The organism is Candidatus Symbiopectobacterium sp. NZEC151, from assembly GCF_025962655.1.
Classification (GTDB): Bacteria; Pseudomonadota; Gammaproteobacteria; order Enterobacterales; family Enterobacteriaceae; genus Symbiopectobacterium.
This window is the reverse complement of the sequence record NZ_JAGFPE010000002.1, coordinates 379364-404015: the sequence shown is the minus strand read 5'-3', so window position 1 is coordinate 404015 and position 24652 is coordinate 379364. Positions and strand designations below refer to the sequence as shown.

At 53.7% G+C, this 24652-nt stretch carries 23 protein-coding genes; 19 read left to right on the top strand and 4 right to left on the bottom strand.

What is annotated here, in order from left to right; translation table 11 throughout:
• Positions 1-83 precede the first annotated feature (83 nt).
• On the bottom strand, positions 84-878 hold the full coding sequence (map, locus tag J5067_RS09880; protein ID WP_264651013.1) for a type I methionyl aminopeptidase: 795 nt from the start codon (positions 876-878) through the stop codon (positions 84-86).
• Positions 879-1251: 373 nt separating this feature from the next.
• Here map and rpsB point away from each other — a divergent pair, with 373 nt between their 5' ends.
• The 19 genes from rpsB to tilS all read left to right on the top strand — a co-directional run bounded on the left by rpsB (position 1252) and on the right by tilS (position 22945).
• Complete coding sequence (gene rpsB / locus J5067_RS09875; RefSeq protein ID WP_264644813.1) at positions 1252-1977, top strand: 30S ribosomal protein S2; 726 nt, start codon at positions 1252-1254, stop codon at positions 1975-1977.
• A 110-nt stretch (positions 1978-2087) separates the two neighbouring features.
• Positions 2088-2945, top strand: coding sequence for a translation elongation factor Ts (gene tsf / locus J5067_RS09870; RefSeq protein ID WP_264651012.1), 858 nt, complete (start codon positions 2088-2090; stop codon positions 2943-2945).
• A gap of 188 nt (positions 2946-3133) precedes the next feature.
• Complete coding sequence (gene pyrH / locus J5067_RS09865) at positions 3134-3859, top strand: UMP kinase (protein WP_264644815.1); 726 nt, start codon at positions 3134-3136, stop codon at positions 3857-3859.
• Positions 3860-4082: 223 nt separating this feature from the next.
• The gene (gene frr, locus J5067_RS09860; RefSeq protein ID WP_264644816.1) at positions 4083-4640 is read left to right on the top strand and encodes a ribosome recycling factor; all 558 of its coding nucleotides are present in this window, start codon (positions 4083-4085) and stop codon (positions 4638-4640) included.
• A 262-nt stretch (positions 4641-4902) separates the two neighbouring features.
• Positions 4903-6096, top strand: a complete 1194-nt coding sequence (gene ispC, locus J5067_RS09855; RefSeq protein ID WP_264644817.1) for a 1-deoxy-D-xylulose-5-phosphate reductoisomerase — start codon at positions 4903-4905, stop codon at positions 6094-6096.
• A 204-nt stretch (positions 6097-6300) separates the two neighbouring features.
• Positions 6301-7062 (top strand): (2E,6E)-farnesyl-diphosphate-specific ditrans,polycis-undecaprenyl-diphosphate synthase, encoded by a 762-nt coding sequence (gene ispU / locus J5067_RS09850; RefSeq protein ID WP_264644818.1) that lies wholly within the window; start codon positions 6301-6303, stop codon positions 7060-7062.
• Positions 7063-7071: 9 nt separating this feature from the next.
• Positions 7072-7929: a phosphatidate cytidylyltransferase gene (cdsA, locus tag J5067_RS09845; RefSeq protein ID WP_264644819.1), complete on the top strand. Its 858-nt coding sequence runs from the start codon at positions 7072-7074 to the stop codon at positions 7927-7929.
• Between the two features lie 13 nt (positions 7930-7942).
• A complete protein-coding gene (gene rseP / locus J5067_RS09840; RefSeq protein WP_264644820.1) occupies positions 7943-9295 on the top strand; it encodes a sigma E protease regulator RseP in 1353 nt (450 codons plus the stop codon).
• Positions 9296-9330: 35 nt separating this feature from the next.
• Complete coding sequence (gene bamA / locus J5067_RS09835; RefSeq protein ID WP_264651011.1) at positions 9331-11751, top strand: outer membrane protein assembly factor BamA; 2421 nt, start codon at positions 9331-9333, stop codon at positions 11749-11751.
• Positions 11752-11874: 123 nt separating this feature from the next.
• Positions 11875-12372 (top strand): molecular chaperone Skp, encoded by a 498-nt coding sequence (gene skp / locus J5067_RS09830; protein ID WP_264644822.1) that lies wholly within the window; start codon positions 11875-11877, stop codon positions 12370-12372.
• A gap of 3 nt (positions 12373-12375) precedes the next feature.
• Complete coding sequence (gene lpxD, locus J5067_RS09825; RefSeq protein ID WP_264651010.1) at positions 12376-13398, top strand: UDP-3-O-(3-hydroxymyristoyl)glucosamine N-acyltransferase; 1023 nt, start codon at positions 12376-12378, stop codon at positions 13396-13398.
• 192 nt (positions 13399-13590) lie between these two features.
• Positions 13591-14046 (top strand): 3-hydroxyacyl-ACP dehydratase FabZ, encoded by a 456-nt coding sequence (gene fabZ, locus J5067_RS09820; protein WP_264651009.1) that lies wholly within the window; start codon positions 13591-13593, stop codon positions 14044-14046.
• 4 nt (positions 14047-14050) lie between these two features.
• Positions 14051-14839 (top strand): acyl-ACP--UDP-N-acetylglucosamine O-acyltransferase, encoded by a 789-nt coding sequence (gene lpxA, locus J5067_RS09815; protein ID WP_264644825.1) that lies wholly within the window; start codon positions 14051-14053, stop codon positions 14837-14839.
• 3 nt (positions 14840-14842) lie between these two features.
• On the top strand, positions 14843-16006 hold the full coding sequence (gene lpxB / locus J5067_RS09810) for a lipid-A-disaccharide synthase (protein WP_264644826.1): 1164 nt from the start codon (positions 14843-14845) through the stop codon (positions 16004-16006).
• Positions 15999-16595 (top strand): ribonuclease HII, encoded by a 597-nt coding sequence (rnhB, locus tag J5067_RS09805; RefSeq protein ID WP_264651008.1) that lies wholly within the window; start codon positions 15999-16001, stop codon positions 16593-16595. Before lpxB ends, rnhB begins: the two co-directional genes overlap by 8 nt.
• An 82-nt stretch (positions 16596-16677) precedes the next feature.
• Entirely contained in the window at positions 16678-20160 is a 3483-nt protein-coding gene (gene dnaE / locus J5067_RS09800) for a DNA polymerase III subunit alpha (RefSeq protein WP_264651007.1), read from the top strand.
• A 12-nt stretch (positions 20161-20172) separates the two neighbouring features.
• The gene (gene accA / locus J5067_RS09795; protein ID WP_264644829.1) at positions 20173-21132 is read left to right on the top strand and encodes an acetyl-CoA carboxylase carboxyl transferase subunit alpha; all 960 of its coding nucleotides are present in this window, start codon (positions 20173-20175) and stop codon (positions 21130-21132) included.
• Positions 21133-21237: 105 nt separating this feature from the next.
• A complete protein-coding gene (locus tag J5067_RS09790) occupies positions 21238-21627 on the top strand; it encodes a VOC family protein (protein WP_264651006.1) in 390 nt (129 codons plus the stop codon).
• The gene (gene tilS / locus J5067_RS09785) at positions 21617-22945 is read left to right on the top strand and encodes a tRNA lysidine(34) synthetase TilS (RefSeq protein WP_264651005.1); all 1329 of its coding nucleotides are present in this window, start codon (positions 21617-21619) and stop codon (positions 22943-22945) included. Before J5067_RS09790 ends, tilS begins: the two co-directional genes overlap by 11 nt.
• A 39-nt stretch (positions 22946-22984) precedes the next feature.
• Here the strand turns inward: tilS and J5067_RS09780 are convergent, their stop codons facing one another.
• The 3 genes from J5067_RS09780 to J5067_RS09770 form a co-directional block, all read right to left on the bottom strand.
• A complete protein-coding gene (locus J5067_RS09780) occupies positions 22985-24001 on the bottom strand; it encodes a hypothetical protein (RefSeq protein ID WP_264628168.1) in 1017 nt (338 codons plus the stop codon).
• A 203-nt stretch (positions 24002-24204) separates the two neighbouring features.
• Positions 24205-24465 carry a Rho-binding antiterminator gene (gene rof / locus J5067_RS09775; protein ID WP_222158377.1) on the bottom strand — a complete coding sequence of 87 codons (261 nt, stop codon included), beginning with the start codon at positions 24463-24465 and terminating at the stop codon, positions 24205-24207.
• Positions 24452-24652, bottom strand: coding sequence for a YaeP family protein (locus J5067_RS09770; RefSeq protein WP_222158376.1), 201 nt, complete (start codon positions 24650-24652; stop codon positions 24452-24454). The genes rof and J5067_RS09770 overlap by 14 nt, the downstream gene beginning before the upstream one ends.

The following is a 24652-nucleotide window of genomic DNA, read 5'->3' as shown; positions in this document are numbered from 1 at the left end:
GCAAACGCCACAAAAGAGACGCCAGCCCTGTTAACGATATCCCTGGCCGCCGCCGAAAGATAACCCGTCGGGCTGGCGCACCATTATGCCGGGTGCGAAATGATGTTGGGGATGGTGTCGTCTTTCCTCAGCGTCATAATTTCGCAACCGTTTTCGGTTACCACAATAGTATGCTCGTATTGCGCCGACAAGCTGCGATCTTTGGTTTTTACCGTCCAACCGTCTTTCATGGTGCGGATGCGGAAATCACCGGCGTTAAGCATCGGCTCAATGGTGAATGCCATGCCCGCTTGCAGCACTACGCCGCCGTCATCGGCATCGTAATGCAGCACCTGAGGCTCTTCATGGAAACCGCGACCAATGCCGTGGCCGCAATATTCACGCACCACGGAGAAATCGTTGCTTTCCGCGAATATCTGGATGGCTTTACCCAAGGCGCGCAGCCGGATGCCCGGTTTGACCATTTTCAGCGCCAGATAGAGGCTTTCCTGTGTGATGCGGCACAGACGTTCGCCCAGAATGGTGGGGGTACCGGCGATGAACATCTTGGAGGTGTCACCGTGGAAGCCGTCCTTGATGACCGTGACGTCGATATTGACGATATCACCGTCTTTCAGCAGACGCTCATCGCTGGGAATGCCGTGGCACACCACTTCGTTGATAGAGATACACACCGATTTCGGGAAGCCGTGATAACCAAGGCTGGCAGAAATGGCCTGCTGCTTATTGGTGATATGGTCGTGGCAGATGCGATCCAGCTCGCCAGTGCTGACACCGGGAACCACAAACGGTTCGATGATTTCCAGCACTTCCGCCGCCAGGCGGCCAGCGACGCGCATTTTTTCGATGTCTTCAGGGGTTTTTATTGATATAGCCATGCAAAATTGTCCGCAGGTGTCGAAGCAGTCGACGAATTTAAGGTTACTCACTAACCACTTATGTTATCAGCCCTGACCGATGGTGCCAAATCCCCATTTGGATTCAATGGCGGTGTGTCAGGAGAAAATCGGGTAAAGGGTGCAACAAAAGTTGGTGTCTGTAGCGACTTTATGGTATAAAGCGCGCCGGTGATCTGACTGGGTCTGGCTAACAGGTTCAGCGGAATTCACTAAACTCATATGTGTAAATAACACACACATGTCGACACGTTCACCGGGGTGCTCGAAGGTTACTGTCTTATGACGTGGCTGGAGGGTCGGTGTAATGGGACATGTGGAGGCTTAACCCCATACTCAATTTATAGAGGTAATCATGGCAACTGTTTCCATGCGCGATATGCTCAAGGCTGGCGTACACTTCGGTCACCAGACCCGTTACTGGAACCCGAAAATGAAACCCTTCATTTTTGGTGCACGTAACAAAGTTCACATCATCAACCTTGAAAAAACCGTTCCGATGTTCAACGATGCACTGGCTGAGCTGAGCAAAATCTCTTCTCGCAAAGGCAAAATCCTGTTCGTTGGTACGAAACGCGCTGCAAGCGAAGCGGTAAAAGATGCTGCAAACAACTGCGACCAGTTCTTCGTGAACCATCGCTGGTTGGGTGGTATGCTGACCAACTGGAAAACCGTTCGTCAGTCCATTAAGCGTTTGAAAGATCTGGAAATCCAATCTCAAGACGGCACCTTCGACAAGCTGACCAAAAAAGAAGCTCTGATGCGTACCCGTGAACTGGACAAGCTGGAAAACAGCCTGGGTGGTATCAAGGATATGGGCGGCCTGCCAGATGCGCTGTTCGTGGTCGATGCAGATCATGAACACATCGCCATCAAAGAAGCAAACAATCTGGGTATCCCGGTATTTTCCATCGTTGATACCAACTCCGATCCGGATGGCGTTGACTTCATCATCCCTGGCAACGACGACGCCATCCGTGCAGTAACCCTGTACCTGAGCGCTGTTGCTACCGCTGTCCGTGAAGGCCGTTCTCAAGATCTGGCCGTTCAAGCGGAAGAAGGCTTGGTAGAAGCTGAATAATAAGACTGGCTCCGTCGAGCCCTTATTAACCAGGTATTGAATATGTTGGTTAGGGGGCCTTAATAGGCCCCCTTTTACTTATCTCCCACGAGATAACCGAGGAAAAGATAATGGCTGAAATTACCGCTGCCCTGGTAAAAGAACTGCGCGAGCGTACTGGCGCTGGCATGATGGAATGCAAAAAAGCGCTGGTTGAAGCTAACGGTGATATCGAACTTGCTATCGATAACATGCGTAAGTCTGGCCAGGCTAAAGCTGCGAAAAAAGCAGGCCGTGTTGCTGCTGAAGGTGTGATTCTGACCAAGATCGCGGCTGACGGCAAATATGGCGTTATCGTTGAGCTGAACTGCGAAACTGACTTCGTTGCTAAAGATGCTGGCTTCAAAGCTTTCGGTGAAGAAGTTGCAACGGCTGCGCTGAACGAACGCATCACTGACGTTGACGTTCTGAAAGCGAAATTCGAAGAACAGCGTACTACGCTGGTTGCGAAAATTGGTGAAAACATCAATATTCGCCGTATCGCTATTCAGGAAGGTGACGTGCTGGGTGCTTACCTGCACGGCGCGCGTATTGGCGTACTGGTTGCCGCTACCGGCGCTGACGACGAGCTGGTTAAGCACGTTGCCATGCACATTGCTGCCAGCAAACCTGAATATGTGAAAGCAGAAGACGTTCCGGCGGATGTGGTTGCGCGTGAGCACCAGATCCAGTTGGACATTGCCATGCAATCTGGCAAACCGCGTGAAATCGCAGAAAAAATGGTCGAAGGCCGTATGCGTAAATTCACCGGCGAAATCTCTCTGACCGGTCAACACTTCGTGATGGATCCCAACAAAACCGTTGGCGATCTGCTGAAAGAGCACAAAGCTGACGTCATCAGCTTCATCCGTTTCGAAGTGGGTGAAGGCATTGAGAAAGCGGAAGTTGACTTCGCTGCTGAAGTCGCCGCGATGAGCAAGCAGTCTTAAGATGCAAAAAAAGGAGCCGCCAGTTGGCGGTTCCTTTTTATACCCGTCATACTTCACAAAATTTTCAACACGTTTTACTGCCACTGCGCATTTCTGCGTCGGTTTAATGACGCGCGCGGTATGAAGCACTAAGGCGTGACAGTAATCACATTCCCATTATGATGATAGCCCGTTAGGACAACAACACCATGGCAACCAACGCAAAACCCGTATATCAACGTATCCTGCTTAAGCTCAGTGGCGAAGCATTACAAGGAGCCGAAGGTTTTGGTATTGATGCGAGCATTCTGGATCGCATGGCTCAGGAAATTAAAGAACTGGTTGAGCTGGGCATTCAGGTCGGCGTCGTTATCGGTGGTGGCAACCTGTTCCGCGGTGCCGGTCTGGCACAGGCCGGTATGAATCGCGTGGTGGGCGATCACATGGGGATGTTGGCCACCGTCATGAACGGCCTGGCAATGCGCGATGCGCTGCACCGTGCCTATGTCAACGCGCGCTTGATGTCCGCCATTCCGCTCAACGGCGTGTGCGACAATTACAGCTGGGCCGAGGCTATCAGCCTGCTGCGTAATAACCGCGTGGTGATTTTCTCCGCCGGTACCGGCAACCCCTTCTTCACCACCGATTCTGCCGCTTGTCTGCGCGGTATCGAGATTGAAGCTGACGTGGTGCTGAAAGCCACCAAAGTGGATGGCGTTTTCTCAGCCGATCCGGTGAAAGATCCCACTGCGACGCTGCATGAGTCGCTAACCTATCAGGACGTTCTCGAACGGGAACTGAAAGTGATGGATTTGGCCGCCTTTACGCTGGCTCGCGATCATAATCTGCCGATCCGCGTGTTCAACATGAACAAACCCGGTGCATTGCGCCGTGTGGTCATGGGTGAAAAAGAAGGCACCTTGATCACGAAGTAATAACGGGTGTACTGAAAAATAAGGTACTATCCTGATCGTGGTAGTACTGCCTTATTTTCGTAATACCGATAGATAACGCGCTGCGTCGGCACCCCGGCGCAAGCATCAATGATTTACCGGGTTTGCTGTATGCATCCCTGTCTGCTTTTATCATGCGCGTTGGTTTCATGATAAAGCGCAGGGCAATAACCTGTCTGGCAACCAGTATTCAAGGGTCCGCAACGTGATTAATGACATCAGAAAAGATGCTGATACACGCATGGAAAAATGTGTAGAAGCGTTTAAGCACCAAATTAGCAGAGTTCGTACTGGCCGCGCTTCACCGAGCCTGCTGGACGGCATCCAGGTAGAATATTACGGTTCTGCCACGCCGCTGCGTCAGTTGGCGAACGTTGTGGTTGAAGACACGCGTACTCTGGCGATTACCGTGTTTGACCGCTCGTTGGGCCCGGCCGTTGAGAAAGCGATCATGGCCTCCGATCTGGGGTTAAACCCGTCCTCTGCGGGCGCGGTAATCCGTGTGCCGTTGCCTCCGCTGACGGAAGAGCGCCGCAAAGATTTGACCAAAGTGGTGCGCGGTGAAGCGGAACAAGGGCGTATCTCCGTGCGTAACGTGCGCCGCGATGCGAACGACAAGCTGAAAGCGCTGTTGAAAGATAAAGCGATCAGTGAAGATGAAGAGCGTCGTGCGCAAGATGACGTGCAAAAACTGACTGACGCCTATATCAAGAAAGTTGATGTCGCGCTGACAGAAAAAGAAAATGAGCTGATGGAGTTTTAATCGGCTTCCAATGTATACCCTAAATAATTCGCGTTGCAGGACAAAACGTTAACGTTTTGAACAGCGCTTGCGCTGGCCCTTTAGGGCGAGACTCATTGATGAGTCTCGTCATGCGGCAAGTGAGCGAATTCCGATGAGCTTACTCAGGTAAGTGATTCGGGTGAGTGAGCGCAGCCAACGCATCTGCAACGTGAAGTATGACGGGTATAAAAGCGCCAGCCAGCATCATTACTGGCGGCGCTTTATTTTTTAGAGCAATTTCATGAAGCAACTGACGATCCTCGGTTCAACCGGTTCGATTGGCGTTAGTACGCTGGCTGTAGTGAAAGCCAATCCGGATAAATTCGCCGTCACTGCCCTGGCAGCGGGGCGTAACGTTGATGTGATGCTGGCGCAATGCCTGCAATTCCAACCTGCCTATGCCTCCCTGTCCGATCCTCAGGCTGCAACACAGTTACGTGCACGGCTGATGGCCGCAGGCTGCCGTACCGAAGTGCTGGCGGGTGAGCAGGCTGCGTGTGAGTTGGCTGCGCTGGATGGCGTCGATCAGGTGATGGCGGCCATCGTCGGTGCAGCAGGATTACTGCCAACGCTCGCGGCCATCAAGGCCGGTAAGCAAGTGCTGTTGGCGAACAAAGAGTCTTTGGTCACCTGTGGCCGATTGTTTATGAACGCTGTTGCACAATATGGTGCGCAACTGCTGCCGATAGACAGTGAACACAACGCCATTTTTCAGAGTTTACCTGAGCACATTCAACGCCAATTGGGTTACGCTTCATTAACGGAACATGGGGTGGAACGTATTGTCCTGACCGGTTCGGGTGGCCCCTTTCGTGAAACACCGCTTGGTGCATTGGCGGCGATGACGCCCGATCAGGCCTGTGCTCATCCAAACTGGTCCATGGGTCGCAAGATTTCCGTTGATTCTGCCACCATGATGAACAAAGGGCTGGAGTATATCGAGGCGCGCTGGTTGTTTAACGCGTCAGCGGCACAGATGGAGATCATCATCCATCCGCAGTCGGTTATTCACTCCATGGTGCGCTATCGGGATGGCAGCGTCTTGGCTCAACTTGGTACACCGGATATGCGTACGCCGATTGCTCATGCAATGGCCTATCCGCAGCGGGTTGTATCTGACGTGGCACCGCTGGATTTTATGCGTCTTGGTCCACTCACGTTCAGCGAGCCGGACATGACGCGTTATCCCTGCTTGCAGTTGGCGATCGATGCCTGTAATCAGGGCCAGGCGGCAACAACCGCGCTTAATGGGGCCAATGAAATTGCCGTTGACGCCTTTTTGCACGGTGAGATTCGCTTTACCGATATCGCGTCGTTGAATCAGCGCGTGCTGGCACAGCTTTCCTGCGCCGAGCCAGAGTCCGTTGACGATGTCCTGGCCATTGACCGTTGGGCTCGCGAGAAAGGCCGGCAGGCGTTACGCGCTTTCCACTGACAATGTGCGCTTGCTGACGCGATCGTCACGGCACAATTTGTTCATGTGGGATCAAGGTGATATAGTCTGCGCCATTCGCGTCGAGGTCAGTGCGAAAACACTGGCGAAAGACGGACAGCCGTGCTCGTTCACGGCTTTTTTGTGCTAACGGGTCTGATGTTAGGGATGGATTGTTTTCTTACTTGAGGATATTAAGTTCGCGTTATGCCGTCGGATAATCAACAAACACCCACTACGCCACCCGAAAGCGGGCCAAGGCATGTCGCCATCATCATGGATGGTAATGGCCGTTGGGCGAAAAACCGTGGCAAGCTGCGCGTTTTTGGCCATCAGGCTGGTGTGAAAGCGGTGCGGCGTGCTGTGAGCTTTGCGGTAAGCCATCGGCTGGATGCCTTGACCTTATATGCCTTTAGTAGCGAAAACTGGAACCGTCCGGCGCAAGAAGTGAAAGCGCTGATGGAACTGTTTGTTCGGGCGCTGGACAGTGAGGTCAAAAGCCTGCATAAACACGGCGTTCAGTTGCGTATCATCGGTGATATCAGCCGTTTCAGTCCGCGTTTACAAGAGCGCATTCGCCGCTCCGAAGCACTGACAAAAAATAATCCAGGGTTAATACTGAATATTGCCGCGAATTATGGCGGACGTTGGGATATCATTCAGGGCGTCAGACAATTGGCTGAGCAGGTGCAGGAAGGCACGCTCCGCCCGGATACGATCGATGAAGATACCTTATCCCACACCCTGTGTTTGAGCGATCACACGCCGGTCGATTTGGTCATCAGGACGGGGGGAGAACACCGCATCAGTAATTTTTTGCTGTGGCAGATTGCTTACGCTGAGCTTTACTTTACCGATGTCCTTTGGCCTGATTTCGATGAACACGATTTTGAAGGTGCGATGAATGCATTTGCGCAACGTGAACGGCGCTTCGGTGGAACTGCACCTTCCGATGCTGACGCATCATAGGGGGAAGGTGTGCTGAAGTATCGATTGATAACTGCCTTGATTTTAATCCCATTGGTGATTGCGGCACTGTTTATGCTGCCACCGAAGGGATTTGCTCTGGTAACGCTTGGCGTTTGCATGTTGGCCGCCTGGGAGTGGGGTCAATTCGCCGGGTTAGGCTCCTCTGCCCAGCGCTTGTCTCTTGCCTTTATGTGCGGCGCACTGCTGGCATTGATGACGCTATCACTGCCCAATTATCACTATTCAGTCCATCTGCTGCCTATCCGCGTTTCGCTCTGGGTATCACTGGTGTGGTGGTGTGCCGCACTGCTGCTGGTGCTCTCCTACCCCGGTTCTGCGGGATTTTGGCGCAACTCGAAAACGCTGCGTCTGCTGTTTGGCGTATTGACCATCGTGCCTTTCTTCTGGGGCATGGTGGCGTTGCGCCAGCACCATTATGATAGCGATCCCTTCTTCGGTGCCTGGTGGTTGCTCTACGTGATGTTGCTGGTGTGGGGCGCAGACAGCGGTGCGTACATGTTTGGTAAACTGTTTGGCAAGCATAAACTGGCACCCAAAGTGTCTCCGGGTAAAACCTGGGAGGGCTTTATCGGTGGCTTAGCCACGTCCGCGATTATCTCCCTGCTGTTTAGCGTTTATGCGCCTTTGGGCGTTGCGCCTTTTACGCTGCTCATCTGTTCGGTGATTGCGGCGCTGGCATCCGTGCTGGGCGATTTGACAGAAAGCATGTTCAAACGGGAAGCCGGTATTAAAGACAGCAGCCACCTGATTCCCGGACATGGTGGCGTGCTTGACCGCATCGATAGCCTGACGGCGGCGATCCCGGTATTTGCCTGCCTGATGTTTTTAGTGTTTAAAACGGTTTAGGATGACCTGACAGATGATGAATGTCCTTTGGAGTTTGGCTGCATTTGTTGTTGCACTGGGTGTATTGATCACGGTGCATGAATTTGGCCACTTCTGGGTTGCTCGTCGCTGTGGGGTTAAGGTTGAGCGTTTTTCTGTCGGATTTGGCAAGGCGCTATGGCGTTGGCGCGATCGGCGGGGGACAGAGTTTGTCATTGCCTTAATCCCGCTGGGTGGCTATGTCAAAATGCTCGACGAGCGCGTAGATACCGTCTCGCCGGAACAGCATCATCTCTCTTTTAACCGTAAAACCGTGTGGCAGCGCGCTGCCATCGTCAGTGCGGGTCCGATTGCCAATTTCTTGTTTGCGATTGCCGCCTACTGGCTGGTGTTTATTATTGGCGTGCCGGGTGTACGGCCCGTGGTTGGCGAAATAGTGCCCAACTCGATTGCCGCTGTGGCGCAAATGTCGCCGGGTATGGAACTAAAAGCGGTAGATGGTATCGAAACGCCTGACTGGGACACGGCGCGTTTAACGCTGATCGGCAAGATTGGCGATAACGAGGTCACGCTTGATGTGGCTCCGCTTGGCTCTTCTTCCGTAGTGCGTAAGACGCTGGATTTGCGTGACTGGCAGTTCAATCCTGAAAAGCAGGATCCCGCTTCCTCATTGGGTATGGTGCCGCGCATGCCGCAAATCGATGCGGTGCTGACACAGGTGCAGGATGGGTCGGCGGCGCAAAAAGCCGGTTTGCAAGTCGGGGACAGGATCGTTAAAGTCGATGGGCAACCGCTGACGCGCTGGTCGCTGTTTGCCAGTACGGTGCGTGACAAGCCGGATGCAGATATTGCGCTGGACATTGAACGAAATGGTGAGACTCGCTCTCTAATCTTGACGCCGGACAGCAAAACGACCGGTGGCAGGGTGGAAGGGTTTGCCGGGGTGGTGCCAAAAGTCATCCCGCTGCCCGAGGAGTACCGGACGGTGCGGCAATACGGACCGTTTAGTGCGATTTATCAAGCTGCGGATAAAACCTGGCAACTGATGCGGTTAACCGTCAGTATGCTGGGAAAACTGATAACAGGCGATGTTAAGCTCAACAACCTGAGCGGGCCAATCTCTATCGCTCAGGGGGCCGGGATGTCGGCCGACTATGGGCTGATTTACTACCTGATGTTTTTGGCATTGATCAGTGTAAATCTGGGCATTATCAATTTGTTCCCGCTACCGGTTTTGGATGGTGGACACCTGCTCTTTCTGCTGGTTGAAAAACTGAAAGGCAGGCCGGTTTCTGAGCGTGTGCAGGACTTTTGTTATCGTATCGGCACGGTGGTGTTGATGCTGTTAATGGGGCTCGCACTTTTTAATGATTTCTCTCGCCTGTAGGCGGGGGAGTAGGTTAGGAAAAACGCATAACAACGATGGCGATGAAAAAGTTGCTCATAGCGTCGCTGCTGTTCAGCAGCGCCACCGTATACGGTGCAGACGGATTCGTGGTGAAGGATATTCATTTCGAGGGCTTGCAGCGTGTTGCTGTCGGTGCGGCACTACTCAGCATGCCTGTCCGTGTGGGTGATACCGTCAGTGATGACGATATCGGGAATACCATCCGTGCTCTGTTCACGACCGGAAACTTCGAGGATGTCCGGGTACTGCGTGACGGTGAAACCTTGATTGTGCAGGTGAAAGAACGGCCCACCATCGCCAGCATCACATTCTCCGGCAATAAAGCGGTCAAGGATGAGATGCTGAAAGAAAACATGGAAGCGTCCAGCGTGCGTGTCGGCGAAGCGTTAGACCGCACCACACTCTCTTCTATCGAGAAGGGGCTGGAGGATTTCTACTACAGCGTCGGTAAATACAGCGCCTCTGTAAAGGCGGTGGTGACACCGCTACCGCGCAATCGTGTTGACCTCAAACTGGTGTTTACCGAAGGGGTTTCCGCGCAGATCCAGCAGATCAACATTGTTGGTAACAAAGCCTTCACCTCTGATGAATTGATTGCCCAATTCCAACTGCGCGATGACGTGCCGTGGTGGAACGTCATGGGCGATCGTAAATATCAGAAACAGAAACTCTCCGGCGATCTGGAGACGTTGCGCAGCTTCTATCTCGATCGCGGCTACGCGCGTTTCACGATTGATTCCACTCAGGTGAGCCTGACGCCCGACAAAAAGGGCATCTACATTACCATCAACATCACGGAAGGCGATCAGTACAAGCTGTCCGGTGTGGCGGTGCGCGGTAATCTGGCGGGCCACTCAGCCGAGATTGAAGGGCTGACGAAAGTGAATCCGGGCGAGCTGTATAACGGCGCCAAAGTGACCCGCATGGAAGAGGATATCAAAAAGCTGCTGGGCCGTTATGGCTACGCTTATCCACGTGTGGTGACACAGCCTGAAATCAGCGACGGGGATAAAACCGTCAAGCTCAATATCAACGTCGATGCCGGTAACCGCTTCTCGGTGCGCCGTGTGCGCTTCGAGGGTAACGATACCTCCAAAGATTCCGTACTGCGCCGCGAAATGCGCCAGATGGAAGGGGCGTGGTTGGGCAACGACTTGGTTGAGCAGGGCAAAGAACGTCTCAACCGTCTCGGCTACTTTGAAAGCGTTGACGTAGAAACCCAGCGCGTGCCGGGCACCGCCGATCAGGTGGATGTCACCTACAAGGTGAAAGAGCGTAATACCGGTACCTTGAACTTCGGTGTCGGCTTCGGTACGGAAAGTGGTGTCAGCTTCCAGGCAGGGGTTCAGCAAGACAACTGGCTGGGCACCGGTAACTCGGTGGGCATCAGCGGGACCAAAAACAGCTACCAGACCTATGTCGAGCTGTCGATGACCAACCCCTACTTTACCGTGGATGGTGTCAGCCTCGGTGGTCGTATCTTCTATAACGACTTTAAAGCCTACGATGCTGAACTTTCTGACTATACCAACCGCAGCTATGGCGTAGGCACGACGTTAGGTTTCCCGATCAATGAGAACAACTCATTGCGTCTGGGTCTGGACTACGTGCATAACGATGTGTCAGATATGGCACCGCAGGTGGCGATGTGGCGTTATCTGAACTCGGTCGGAGTAAACCCTGGAACGGTAACGGGCAATGACCACTCCAGCGCTGATTTCAAAGCCAATGATTTCTTCCTTAACGCCGGATGGGTCTACAATAGTCTGGACCGTGGCTTCTTCCCGACGGAAGGGAGCCGTGCCAGCTTCAACGCCAAGGTGACGGTGCCGGGTTCCGACAACGAATACTACAAGCTGACCTTCGATTCAGCGACCTACTTGCCGTTGAGTGAAAACCACCACTGGGTGTTGATGGGCCGTGCGCGTGCCGGTTATGCGGACGGTATTGGCAGCAAAGATGTGCCGTTCTACGACAACTTCTATGCCGGCGGCTCCAGCACGGTACGCGGCTTCCAGTCGAATACCATTGGTCCTAAGGCTGCATACTATAATTGTAGCGGGCAAACGTCTTATTCAGATTGTGCCCTGAGGAAGTCTGATGATGCGGTGGGCGGTAACGCTATGGCGGTCGCCAGTGCGGAACTGATTCTGCCGACGCCGTTTGCCAGCGATAAGTATGCCAGTTCGCTGCGTACCTCGTTGTTTGTGGATGCCGGTACGGTATGGGATACCAACTGGAAAAACACCGCTCAAACAAGACAGTATAATATTCCAGACTACAGCGAGCCGGGCAATATCCGCGTATCGACCGGTCTTGCCGTGCAGTGGATGTCCCCGCTTGGGCCATTGGTGTTCTCCTACGCCCAGCCGGTCAAGAAAATTGACGGAGACAAGTCGGAGCAGTTCCAGTTTAACATTGGTAAGACATGGTAGTGTAACGACAAACACGTCGTCTCTATGTGAGGTATAGGGCTCTGGTAACGCGCCGCGTGCGTCGACCCAGAGCTTTATGCACGTTAATGTGTGATAAAAAAGATCAGGTTGAGGAGTAATAACGTGAAAAAGTGGTTGTGTGCCGCAGGTCTCGGTTTAGCTCTGGCTGCGTCTGCCAGCGTTCAAGCGGCCGACAAGATTGCCGTTGTCAACGTTGCCAGCATTTTCCAGCAGTTGCCACAGCGTGAAACCGTTGCCAAGCAGTTGGAAAACGAGTTCAAAGGCCGTGCTTCTGAATTGCAGAAAATGGAAAACGATCTGCAAACCAAAATGCAAAAATTGCAGCGTGATGGTTCTACCATGAAAGCCAGCGATCGCAGCAAGTCTGAAAACGATCTGATGGCGCAGCGTGAGCAGTTCTCCAACAAGGCTCAGGCGTTTGAACAAGACAATCGCCGTCGTCAGATGGAAGAACGTAACAAGATCCTGAGCCGTATTCAGGATGCCATCAAAAGCGTTGCCAGCAAAGATGGCTACGATATCGTGATTGATGCCAACGCGGTTGCCTATGTCGGCAACGCGAAAGACATCACGGCTGATGTGCTGAAACAGGTTAAATAACTCATGGTTTCAATTCGACTGGACGCCTTGGCAGCACAGTTGGATGCGCAATTACACGGTGATGGCGATATCGTCATCACCGGTGTTGCTTCTATGCATTCGGCACGCTCTGGACAAATCACCTTTCTTTCAGACAGCCGCTATCGTGAGCAACTGGACTCGACACAGGCGTCAGCCGTGGTGGTGACAGAGGCTGACCTGCCGTACTGCAAAGCAGCCGCATTGGTGGTGAAAAACCCGTATCTGACTTATGCGCGTATGGCGCAATTGATGGATACCACGCCGCAACCTGCGCAGGATATCGCACCCAGTGCGGTGATTGCCGATGATGCCGTGCTGGGGCGCAATGTCGCCATTGGTGCGAATGCGGTTATCGAGTCGGGCGTTGAGTTAGGCGATGGTGTGGTGATTGGTGCCGGTTGTTTTGTCGGGAAACACGCAAAGATTGGCGCGGGTTCTCGTCTGTGGGCCAATGTGACGATCTATCATCGGGTTGAGTTGGGGGCGCAATGCCTGATTCAATCTGGCGCGGTGATTGGTTCCGATGGTTTTGGCTATGCCAACGAGCGCGGTAACTGGATAAAGATCCCGCAGCTAGGGACAGTGCGCATTGGCGATCGCGTCGAAATTGGCGCTAGCACCACCATCGATCGTGGCGCGTTGGATGACACCATTATTGGTGACGGCGTTATCATTGATAACCAATGCCAGATTGCACACAACGTCGTGATTGGCGACAATACAGCAGTCGCGGGTGGCGTCATCATGGCAGGCAGCCTGAAAATTGGCCGTTACTGCATGATTGGCGGTGCCAGTGTGATTAATGGTCATATGGAAATTTGCGATAAGGTCACGGTTACCGGCATGGGGATGGTCATGAGACCTATCACCGAACCCGGCGTATACTCATCGGGAATTCCGTTACAGCCAAATAAAATGTGGCGTAAAACCGCAGCGCTGGTGATGAGTATTGATGATATGAGCAAACGGCTGAAAGCCGTTGAGCGTAAAGTCAACCAGGATTGATCCCCGTGCCAGCCTTGCCAAAACAGCGGCAGGCGGCGTGATGGATACGGGTTTATACGCGTTGGTTGTTGTGGATTGCCTGCTTAGGCCGGCGTAAAAATCCTTATTTGCGGCCTGCCAGATGATCCTCCTTTTGGGATCTCGCAGGCCGTGTTGTTGATGGCATCAGTTTTTACGGACAGGAAGAGTATTTTGACAACTAACACTCATACTCTGAATATTGAAGAGATATTAGAACTATTACCGCACCGCTTCCCCTTTTTGCTGGTGGACCGCGTATTGGATTTCGAAGAAGGGAAATTCCTGCGTGCGGTGAAAAACGTCTCGTTCAATGAACCCTTCTTTCAGGGACACTTCCCCGGTAAGCCGATTTTCCCCGGCGTGCTGATTCTGGAAGCCATGGCTCAGGCCACCGGCATTCTGGCGTTTAAAAGCGTGGGTAAACTGGAACCGGGTGAGCTTTACTACTTCGCGGCTGTGGACGAAGCACGTTTCAAACGTCCGGTGCAGCCAGGGGATCAGATGATTCTTGAAGTTGAATTCATTAAAGAGCGCCGTGGTGTTGCGCGCTTCAAAGGCGTCGCCAAAGTAGATGGCGAAGTGGCTTGTGAAGCGTCAATGATGTGTGCTCGTCGTCGGGAGGCCTGATAACGTGATTGATCAAACCGCCTTTATTCATCCCAGCGCCATTGTTGAAGACGGTGCCATTATTGGTGCGCGTGTACACATTGGCCCGTTCTGCTATGTCGGTTCTCACGTTGAGATCGGCGAAGGCACGGTATTAAAATCCCATGTTGTGGTAAACGGGATCACTAAAATCGGCCGTGATAATGAGATCTACCAATTTTCCTCCATTGGTGAGGTAAATCAGGATCTGAAATACGCCGGTGAACCTACCCGCGTAGAGATCGGCGATCGTAACCGTATTCGTGAAAGCGTCACGATTCATCGTGGTACGGAACAAGGTGGTGGATTGACTAAAGTCGGCAGCGATAATTTGCTGATGATCAACACGCATATCGCCCATGACTGCGTCATTGGCAACCGCTGCATTCTGGCGAACAATGCCACGCTGGGCGGACACGTTGAAGTCGATGATTTTGCGATTATCGGCGGCATGACGGCGGTGCACCAGTTCTGTGTCATCGGTGCACACGTCATGGTCGGCGGCTGTTCCGGTGTGGCACAAGATGTGCCGCCGTACGTTATTGCTCAAGGTAACCATGCGACGCCGTTCGGCCTCAATATTGAAGGGCTGAAACGCCGCGGGTTTGAAAAAGAGACCCAGCAGGCGATTCGTAACGCCTACAAGCTGCTGTATCGCAGTGGGAGAACGCTGGAAGAGGTGAAACCGGAAATCGAAGCGCTGGCGAAAGATCATGCTGCGGTTCAAGCTTTTATCGATTTCTTTGCCCGTTCTACCCGCGGCATTATCCGGTAATTCATGTCAACGCGTCCCCTTGTGATTGGTATCGTCGCCGGAGAAACCTCCGGCGACATTCTTGGTGCGGGCCTGATTCGGGCGCTGAAAAGTCAGATGCCTGACGCTCGCTTTGTCGGCGTTGCCGGGCCGCGCATGCAGGAAGCCGGGTGTGAAACCTGGTATGAGATGGAAGAGCTCGCGGTGATGGGCATCGTTGAGGTGCTGGGCCGTTTGCCGCGCCTGCTGTCGATCCGCCGTGACCTTACGCAGCGTTTTACCGAACTTGCGCCTGACGTTTTTGTTGGCATTGATGCGCCCGATTTTAATATCACGCTCGAAGGCCGTCTCAAGGCGCGCGGTATCCGTACTATTCATTACGTCAGCCCCTCTGTGTGGGCCTGGCGTCAGAAACGCGTTTTTAAAATTGGGCGCGCCACCGATTTGGTGTTGGCGTTTCTTCCCTTTGAAAAAGCGTTTTACGACAAATTCAACGTGCCTTGCCGCTTTATCGGTCACACCATGGCCGATGCCATGCCGTTACAGCCGGATAAACTGGCGGCGCGCGCGCATTTAGGCATCGCGCCTGAGCGCCATTGCCTGGCGCTGCTACCGGGCAGCCGCGGGGCCGAAGTGGAGATGCTGAGCGCTGATTTTCTACGCAGCGCACAGCTATTACGCCAGCGCTACCCTGATTTAGCCGTGTTAGTGCCGCTGGTGAATGCCAAACGGCGTGAACAGTTTGAACGCATCAAGCAAGAAACCGCTCCTGAGCTGGACGTGCATTTGCTGGATGGTCAGGCGCGTGAAGCGATGATCGCCAGCGATGCGGCGCTGCTGGCATCTGGCACCGCCGCGTTGGAATGTATGCTGGCGAAATGCCCGATGGTGGTGGGTTACCGCATGAAGCCCTTTACCTTCTGGCTGGCAAAGCGACTGGTCAAAACCCCCTGGGTGTCGTTGCCCAATTTGTTGGCCGGGCGCGAACTGGTAAAAGAGTTGCTGCAAGAGGATTGCACGCCGGACAAGCTGGCGGCGGCGTTGCTTCCCTGGCTGGACGGTGGGGAAGACGTGAAACAACTGCACGAGACCTTTTTGGCGCTGCACCAACAGATTCGTTGTGATGCGGATGCGCAGGCGGCACAGGCTGTGCTGGAATTGGCCCGAGGTGAAGTGAACCATGTATGATGTTTTTGTCTATCCGGATGCTGCGCGCATAGCCGGTGTAGATGAAGTGGGGCGCGGCCCGCTGGTTGGCGCGGTCGTCACCGCAGCGGTGATTCTCGACCCGCAGCGCCCGATTGTTGGATTGGCTGATTCAAAACAGCTCAGTGAAAAACGCCGCCTGGCGCTTTATGATGAGATCAAGGACAACGCGCTGTCATGGAGTCTAGGGCGCGCCGAGCCCGAAGAGATTGACCAATTGAATATCCTGCATGCCACGATGCTGGCAATGCAGCGCGCTGTGGCTGGGTTACACCTGGCACCCGATTACGTGCTGATAGACGGCAATCGCTGCCCGCTGTTGCCTATGCCCGCGCTGGCGGTGGTGAAAGGCGATAGCCGTGTTGCCGAGATCAGTGCCGCATCCATTCTCGCCAAAGTGACGCGAGACCGGGAAATGGTCGAACTGGATGCCCGTTTTCCTGAATATGGCTTTGCGCAGCATAAAGGTTACCCGACGGCTTATCACCTTGAGAAACTCGCGCTGTTAGGCGCTACCGAGTACCATCGGCGCAGTTTCGCCCCCGTAAAACGCGTATTGGGATTGGCATAGCCCGTCAACCGCGCGCAATCAGGTAATATCGGTACCCCGCGGGTAACGCGGGGCTGTTTTCGACAACGTCTAGGATCTGGATATGGCCGAACCACGTTTTGTCCATCTGCGTGTGCACAGTGACTATTCCATGATCGATGGGTTGGCAAAAGTCGGGCCGCTGGTAAAAAAGGCGGCCGCGCTGGGCATGCCAGCCCTGGCGATCACGGATTTCACCAACCTGTGCGGGCTGGTGAAATTTTATGGCGGTGCACACGGTGCGGGCCTTAAACCCATTGTCGGCGCGGATGTTCTGGTGAGTAGCGATGTGTTGGGCGATGAACTTGCGCAACTCACCCTGCTCGCCATGGACAACGAGGGCTATCAAAACCTCACCCTGCTGATCTCCCATGCTTATCAGCGCGGCTACGGTGCCGAAGGTCCCACCATCGAACGCGACTGGCTGATCGAATACGGTAAAGGCTTACTGCTGATTTCGGGCGCCCGGCACGGCGACGTGGGCAAGTTTATCCTGCGCGGTAATCAGGCATTGGTCGAGCAAAGCCTGGCCTTTTATCAAGAGCACTTTCCAGGCCGCTATTATCTGGAACTGATTCGCACCGGTCGCCCGGATGAAGAGAGCTATCTTCACGCGGCGATTGAATTAGCCATGAAACACCATTTGCCGGTGGTGGCGACTAACGATGTCCGATTCATCAACGCCGAGGAGTTCGATGCCCATGAGATTCGCGTCGCGATCCACGATGGGTATACGCTCGATGACGCAAAGCGCCCGCGTAACTACAGCGCGCAGCAGTATATGCGCAGTGAAGACGAGATGTGCGCGCTGTTCGCCGACATCCCGGAAGCGCTGGTTAACAGCGTCGAGATAGCCAAACGTTGTAACGTCACCATCCGTCTGGGGGAGTATTTCCTACCCCAATTCCCTACCGGTGAGATGTCCACTGCGGATTTTCTGGTTAAACGCGCCAGGGAAGGGCTGGAAGAGCGCCTCGCTTTCCTGTTTCCCGACGAAGAGGTGCGTAAGCAGCGTCGCCCGGAATATGACGAGCGTCTGGAGATCGAACTCAACGTTATCAACCAGATGGGGTTCCCTGGCTACTTCCTGATCGTAATGGAGTTTATCCAGTGGTCTAAAGACAACGATGTGCCAGTAGGACCGGGGCGCGGCTCGGGGGCGGGTTCACTGGTGGCCTACTCACTGAAAATCACCGATCTCGACCCGCTTGAATTTGACCTGCTGTTCGAACGCTTTCTTAACCCGGAACGCGTGTCAATGCCTGACTTTGACGTCGACTTCTGTATGGAGAAGCGCGATCTGGTCATCGATCACGTCGCGGAGATGTACGGGCGTGATGCGGTATCGCAGATCATCACCTTTGGTACCATGGCGGCCAAAGCGGTTATTCGCGACGTAGGACGTGTGCTCGGGCACCCTTACGGCTTTGTCGACCGAATTTCCAAGCTGGTGCCGCCCGATCCGGGCATGACGCTGGAAAAAGCGTTTGTGGCCGAGCCGCAACTACAAGAAATTTACGACGCCGACGAAGAAGTCAAAGCGCTTATCGACATGGCGCGCAAACTGGAAGGGGTGACGCGCAACGCGGGTAAACACGCCGGTGGGGTGGTGATATCACCGACCAAAATCACCGACTTTGCGCCGCTCTATTGCGATTCGGAAGGGAATCATCCAGTTACCCAGTTTGACAAAAACGACGTGGAATATGCCGGGCTGGTGAAGTTTGACTTCCTGGGTCTGCGCACGCTGACCATCATCGACTGGGCGCTGGAGATGATCAACGCCCGTCGTGCCAGACAAGGGCTGGAGCCGATTGATATCGCGGCCATCCCGCTTGACGATAAAAAAAGTTTCGACATGCTGCAACGTTCGGAAACCACGGCGGTGTTCCAGCTTGAATCGCGCGGCATGAAAGACCTGATCAAACGTTTGAAGCCGGACTGCTTTGAAGACATGATCGCACTGGTGGCGCTGTTCCGTCCGGGGCCTTTGCAGTCAGGGATGGTGGATAACTTTATCGACCGTAAACACGGACGTGAAGAAATCTCCTATCCTGATATTCAGTGGCAGCATGAATCGCTCAAGCCGGTGCTGGAGCCGACCTATGGTATCATCCTGTATCAGGAACAGGTGATGCAGATAGCCCAGGTGCTTTCCGGCTATACGCTGGGCGGCGCAGACATGCTGCGTCGCGCCATGGGTAAGAAAAAACCCGAAGAGATGGCCAAGCAGCGCTCCGTGTTTGAGGACGGGGCGAAGAGTATGGGCGTCGACGGCGAATTGTCGATGAAGATCTTCGACCTGGTGGAAAAATTTGCCGGGTATGGGTTTAACAAATCACACTCAGCCGCTTACGCACTGGTGTCGTATCAAACACTGTGGCTTAAGGCGCATTATCCTGCCGAATTCATGGCCGCCGTAATGACGGCGGACATGGATAACACCGATAAAGTGGTGGGGCTGGTGGATGAGTGCTGGCGTATGGGGTTAAAAATCCTGCCGCCGGATATCAACAGCGGGCTGTACCATTTTCACGTTAATAATGACGGCGAAATTGTCTATGGCATCGGCGCGATCAAGGGCGTCGGTGAAGGGCCGATAGAAGCGATCATCGACGCGCGAAATCAGGGCGGGTATTTCCGCGAGCTGTTCGATCTCTGTGCCCGCACTGATATCAAGAAACTGAATCGCCGCGTGCTGGAAAAGCTGATCATGTCCGGTGCGTTTGACCGGCTGGGGCCGCATCGCGCGGCGTTGATGAATTCGCTCAACGATGCGCTGAAGGCCGCCGATCAGCATGCCAAGGCCGAAGCAATCGGTCAGGCAGATATGTTTGGTGTTTTGGCGGAAGCGCCGGAGCAGGTAGAACAGTCCTACAGCACGGTGGCTCCCTGGCCGGAGCAGGTGGTGTTGGACGGTGAGCGGGAAACGTTAGGGCTTTATCTGACGGGCCACCCGATCACGCAGTATCTCAAGGAGATTGAACGCTATGCTGCTGGCTTGCGTTTGAAGGACATGCACCCGACGGATCGGGGCAAAGTGACAACGGCCGTCGGCCTGGTGCTGGCTGCCCGCGTAATGGTCACCAAGCGAGGCAATCGCATTGGCGTGTGTACATTGGACGATCGTTCCGGTCGATTGGAAGTGATGCTGTTTACGGAAGCGTTGGATAAGTATCAGCATCTGCTCGAAAAAGACCGAATTCTGATCGTCAGTGGACAGGTCAGCTTTGATGACTTTAGCGGGGGCCTTAAAATGATGGCCCGAGAGGTCATGGATATCAGTGAAGCGCGTGAAAAATATGCGCGCGGGCTTGCTATCTCGCTGACTGACAGGCAAATTGATGACCAGCTATTAAACCGTCTCCGCCAATCGTTGGAACCTCACCGATCGGGGACGATCCCGGTACACCTTTACTACCAGCGGGAGGATGCCTGCGCCCGGTTACGTTTTGGCGCGGCATGGCGTGTGACGCCAACCGATGTGCTGCTTAATGACCTGCGCACGCTGCTGGGGAACACCCAGGTGGAACTGGAATTTGACTAAAATAGGAATACTATGAGTCTGAATTTTCTTGATTTTGAGCAGCCGATTGCAGAGTTGGAAGCGAAAATTGACTCGCTGACCTCAGTCAGCCGTCAAGATGAAAAATTGGATATTAATCTGGACGAAGAGATCCAGCGACTGCGGGAAAAAAGCGTTGAGCTGACGCGCAAGATTTTTGCCGATCTGGGTGCCTGGCAGATTGCGCAATTGGCACGTCATCCGCAGCGTCCCTACACGCTGGACTATGTCAGCCATATTTTTACCGACTTTGATGAGTTGGCGGGCGATCGCGCCTATGCCGATGACAAAGCGATTGTGGGCGGCATCGCGCGTTTGGATGGGCGTCCGGTGATGATCATTGGTCATCAGAAAGGGCGCGAAACCAAAGAGAAAATTCGCCGCAACTTCGGTATGCCTGCGCCTGAAGGATACCGTAAAGCGCTGCGCCTGATGGAAATGGCAGAGCGTTTTAACCTGCCGATCATCACCTTTATCGACACGCCGGGCGCATACCCTGGCGTTGGCGCTGAAGAGCGCGGCCAGTCAGAAGCCATTGCGCGCAACTTGCGTGAGATGTCCGGTCTGAGCGTGCCGATTATCTGTACGGTGATCGGTGAGGGCGGTTCCGGTGGTGCATTGGCGATCGGCGTGGGTGACAAGGTCAACATGCTGCAATACAGCACCTATTCCGTGATTTCACCGGAAGGCTGTGCCTCTATCCTGTGGAAGAGCGCCGATAAAGCGCCGCTGGCGGCGGAAGCGATGGGCATAATCGCCCCGCGTCTGAAAGAGCTGAATCTGATTGATGCTATCATTCCTGAACCGCTGGGATCTGCGCACCGTGATGTAGAAACCATGGCGGCGTCGCTGAAGGCGCAACTGCTGTCAGACTTGCGTGAGCTGGATGAATTTGATAAAGACGCGCTGCTGGATCGCCGTTATCATCGTCTGATGAACTACGGTTACTGTTGATCCCAGACGTATCAGGCTGAACAAAGTCCGCTTTCCGCAAGGAGGCGGACTTTTTGCTATTATGCGGCTATTCCCATTACCCCCTTGCCACCACAAGGAGTACGCATGCTGGCGTTGACCGCTATTCACCACATTGCCATTATCGCTTCTGACTACCAGCGCAGTAAGGCATTTTATTGCGATGTCCTTGGGTTTGAGCTGTTGGCGGAAACCTATCGGGCAGAGCGTGACTCATGGAAGGGCGATCTGGCGTTAAAGGGGCGCTACGTTATCGAGCTGTTCTCGTTTCCCTCTCCACCGCCACGACCTACTCAGCCTGAATCCTGTGGCCTGCGCCATCTTGCTTTTGCGGTGGCCGATATTGACGAGGCGTGCGATGCACTGCAACGCGCAGGCGTCGCCTGTGAGCCTGTGCGCGTGGATGAATTTACCCAGCGTCGTTTCACCTTCTTACGCGATCCGGATGGATTACCGTTGGAGCTTTATGAGCAGTGAGCGAACAGATGTGGCAACGCTACTCAAAAACGTAGCGGTGCAGCTTGCTGGCTGTCAGCGTGTGCTGGTGGCTTATAGCGGTGGGCTGGATTCCAGCGTGCTGTTGCATATGCTGTATCAATTGATGCAGCAGCGCTCGGATCTTGTTGTACGTGCTGCCTATGTGCACCATGGGCTAAGTGCTCAGGCGGATCGTTGGGCGCAGCACTGCATGCATACCTGCCAGCAATGGGACATTCCCTGCGCGGTGCTGCCGGTCACGGTCGATGCGCGTGAGCGTGGCGTTGAAGCGGCAGCGCGCGAGGTGCGCTACCAGGCACTGCGCCAGCATCTGCTGCCTGACGAGGTGCTGCTCACCGCACAGCATCTCGACGATCAGAGTGAAACGTTCCTGTTGGCGCTCAAGCGCGGCAGCGGCCCCGCCGGGCTTTCCGCGATGGGGGCTACGGGGAAGTTGGGGGCGAATTCCTTACTGCGCCCATTGCTGGGTGTAGCGCGGGCGCGACTTGACGATTATGCCCATCATTACCGGCTCGCGTGGGTGGAAGACGAGAGCAATGGCGACGCGCGTTACGATCGCAACTTTCTCCGTTTGCAGGTACTACCGCAACTAAAACAGCGCTGGCCGTCATTTCCAGAGGCCGTAGCACGCAGCGCGCGGCTGTGCGCCGAGCAGGAACAACTGTTGGATGAGCTTTTGGCGGCATCGCTTCAGTTGGCCTGTGATACAGAAGGCGCGCTGGCGATTGATGCTTTGATCCCTCTGAGTGAACCGCACCGTTTTGCGCTGTTGCGGCGTTGGCTGAGAGCGCATGAGGTGACGATGCCTTCACGCGAACAACTGCTGCACCTGTGGCAGGATGTGGCACTCAGCCGTCAGGATGCAGAACCGCTGTTACAGTTGGGTAGCGTGCAGATTCGACGCTTTCGTCAGCGTTTGTACTGCGTTGCCCCATGCGCCAACGTCGCCAGCCTGGTGTTACCCTGGTACCCCGAGCAGGGCGCACTAACGCTTCCGCACCGGTTAGGTTTTCTGTCCTTGGCCGAACAAGGGATGCGTATCCGACGCCCGCATCCCGACGAGCAAGTGAGCGTGCGTTTTGGCCTGAAAGGGACACTGCATATTGTTGGGCGCAGCGGCGGACGATCTGCGAAAAAACTGTGGCAGGAATATGCGATCCCTCCGTGGAAGCGCGAACAAATTCCTATTGTGTATTATAACCAGCAGCCGATCGCCGCTGTTGGTGTCTTTGTGATGCGGGAAGGGGATACGTCAGCAAATGATACCGTATGGCAGATAGTGTGGCGGATGACGTAGCGCTGATTCAGAATCTATCAGCGCTACTCAGGCTACTGACTACCCATGCAGGGGCAAAGCGATAAAGGGTAAGTCTGTTTCGGTGTGAGCGGGTACTATTTGGGGCTGTATGTTGAGCTGCTGCCTCAATCTCTCTATTTCTGCTCGTAACGGCTGTATTGTCACTTCTAACTGTCGCGTGATTTCCTGCTGGATACTTTCTTGTTGTTCTGATGTATCACGCAGTAACGCGTTGCCCCCGTTGAGTAATTCCGCTTTTCTTGTGGCCAAACTGGTTATACCGATGAGTTTAATCTCATTCAAATAATCGTGTAATTTTGAAAATGCATCAGCGAATTCAATGGATTCCGTTTTCTTCGACTTTTGATAGCACTTATTTATTGCATCACGAATATTCAGTGACCCATCGGTGCAGGAAACCAACAACCCCAACCCGCGTAGCGCACCCAGTAATAGCGGGGCTGAAATAGCCAGTGCCGGAATAGCGATAGGCAGAACAAATGCGGTAGCTGCCAACGCCATACCGACGATTGTAAGGGCGATTCCCAACACCACCCGCCTGGAGAAAAAGCATTTTTGAGACGCTTCACTGTGGATGATTCTGTCGCTCTTCCTGATGTCTGACAAGGTATTGAAGAACAAATCCGCAGTGGCTTCAATTTCTTTTATTTTTTCTTTCAATTCAGGGGTGATGCGATGTGAAGCCGATTCGTCATGGTGCAGCGCTAAGATTTTTTCCACAACCTCAAGATCAATTTCGCGTAACTTTTTCTGGCACTGTAAGATCTTTTCATAGGTGGCAGAGTCACTGGCAAAATGTCGGGAATAATTCGTTTCCATCAGCGCAGCCTGTAATGCCGGGAATTTCTCCCATTTCTTTTTGGTGAATGTATTACTGATATTACTGACATGCAGTAATTTTTGTGGCCACACGGCTTTATCGGGGTTTGTCTGCGAAGATTTCCCCATGACGGTAGCATTTTGACCCTGGTTTAATGGCTGGTAGTCGTTCGTTGAATAGAGTTGGCGATCCAGACTTATTCCAGCGATACACATAAAACCCCCTTGAACAGATTGTCTGATTTATTTCATAGATAGATTTATCTGAGAGCGGTTTTTTGTCACTCGGGTTTTTACTGGGGGACATTTTTTTTCGCGTGATCTACAGCAAATATTAGCGATTTAGTCGTGGATGCAAAACGGACAACCAGGGTTGTCCGTTAGCGAAATGTTGTATTGAGCATTGGCGCTCTTAGGCGTCAGGATTCACTGACCACCACTTTGCCGATGCCTGGATTACTGAAGCTCACGATATGATCCAGACGCAGCTCTCGCAGTGCGCCATTTTCTTCCACTACCAGATATTCCACTTGCTTGCGCGAGACAATATCCTTGGCCTTGCCTGTGAGGGTTTCTCCGCTGCGCAACTCGAGCGTCAGCGTGAGATGTTGCTGGCACGTAGCCTCAAGGCTATCGTAATCATCACAATTGATGGGTTGATATTCGTTACTCATTGACATAATCGCTCACCAATAAGTTAGCTGCGGCGAAGGCCGCCTGTTCCCTGACGGTGGACGGCAAGTCGCCATTGGCTGCGATCCCATCCAGGGTTTGCAAAACACAACCTAATGCATCGGGTATGTAGCCCAGATTGCCGCTGGCGATCTCCGCGTATAAACGACGAACCAATTCAGAATGTTGCTGCAC

Bases quoted from the DNA above. Each gene is read 5' to 3' on its own strand.
- map (WP_264651013.1), bottom strand. From the start codon at position 878: ATGGCTATATCAATAAAAACCCCTGAAGACATCGAAAAAATGCGCGTC.
- rpsB (WP_264644813.1), top strand. From the start codon at position 1,252: ATGGCAACTGTTTCCATGCGCGATATGCTCAAGGCTGGCGTACACTTC.
- tsf (WP_264651012.1), top strand. From the start codon at position 2,088: ATGGCTGAAATTACCGCTGCCCTGGTAAAAGAACTGCGCGAGCGTACT.
- pyrH (WP_264644815.1), top strand. From the start codon at position 3,134: ATGGCAACCAACGCAAAACCCGTATATCAACGTATCCTGCTTAAGCTC.
- ispC (WP_264644817.1), top strand. From the start codon at position 4,903: ATGAAGCAACTGACGATCCTCGGTTCAACCGGTTCGATTGGCGTTAGT.
- ispU (WP_264644818.1), top strand. From the start codon at position 6,301: ATGCCGTCGGATAATCAACAAACACCCACTACGCCACCCGAAAGCGGG.
- rseP (WP_264644820.1), top strand. From the start codon at position 7,943: ATGATGAATGTCCTTTGGAGTTTGGCTGCATTTGTTGTTGCACTGGGT.
- bamA (WP_264651011.1), top strand. From the start codon at position 9,331: ATGGCGATGAAAAAGTTGCTCATAGCGTCGCTGCTGTTCAGCAGCGCC.
- lpxD (WP_264651010.1), top strand. From the start codon at position 12,376: ATGGTTTCAATTCGACTGGACGCCTTGGCAGCACAGTTGGATGCGCAA.
- lpxB (WP_264644826.1), top strand. From the start codon at position 14,843: ATGTCAACGCGTCCCCTTGTGATTGGTATCGTCGCCGGAGAAACCTCC.
- rnhB (WP_264651008.1), top strand. From the start codon at position 15,999: ATGTATGATGTTTTTGTCTATCCGGATGCTGCGCGCATAGCCGGTGTA.
- dnaE (WP_264651007.1), top strand. From the start codon at position 16,678: ATGGCCGAACCACGTTTTGTCCATCTGCGTGTGCACAGTGACTATTCC.
- accA (WP_264644829.1), top strand. From the start codon at position 20,173: ATGAGTCTGAATTTTCTTGATTTTGAGCAGCCGATTGCAGAGTTGGAA.
- J5067_RS09790 (WP_264651006.1), top strand. From the start codon at position 21,238: ATGCTGGCGTTGACCGCTATTCACCACATTGCCATTATCGCTTCTGAC.
- tilS (WP_264651005.1), top strand. From the start codon at position 21,617: ATGAGCAGTGAGCGAACAGATGTGGCAACGCTACTCAAAAACGTAGCG.
- J5067_RS09780 (WP_264628168.1), bottom strand. From the start codon at position 24,001: ATGTGTATCGCTGGAATAAGTCTGGATCGCCAACTCTATTCAACGAAC.
- rof (WP_222158377.1), bottom strand. From the start codon at position 24,465: ATGTCAATGAGTAACGAATATCAACCCATCAATTGTGATGATTACGAT.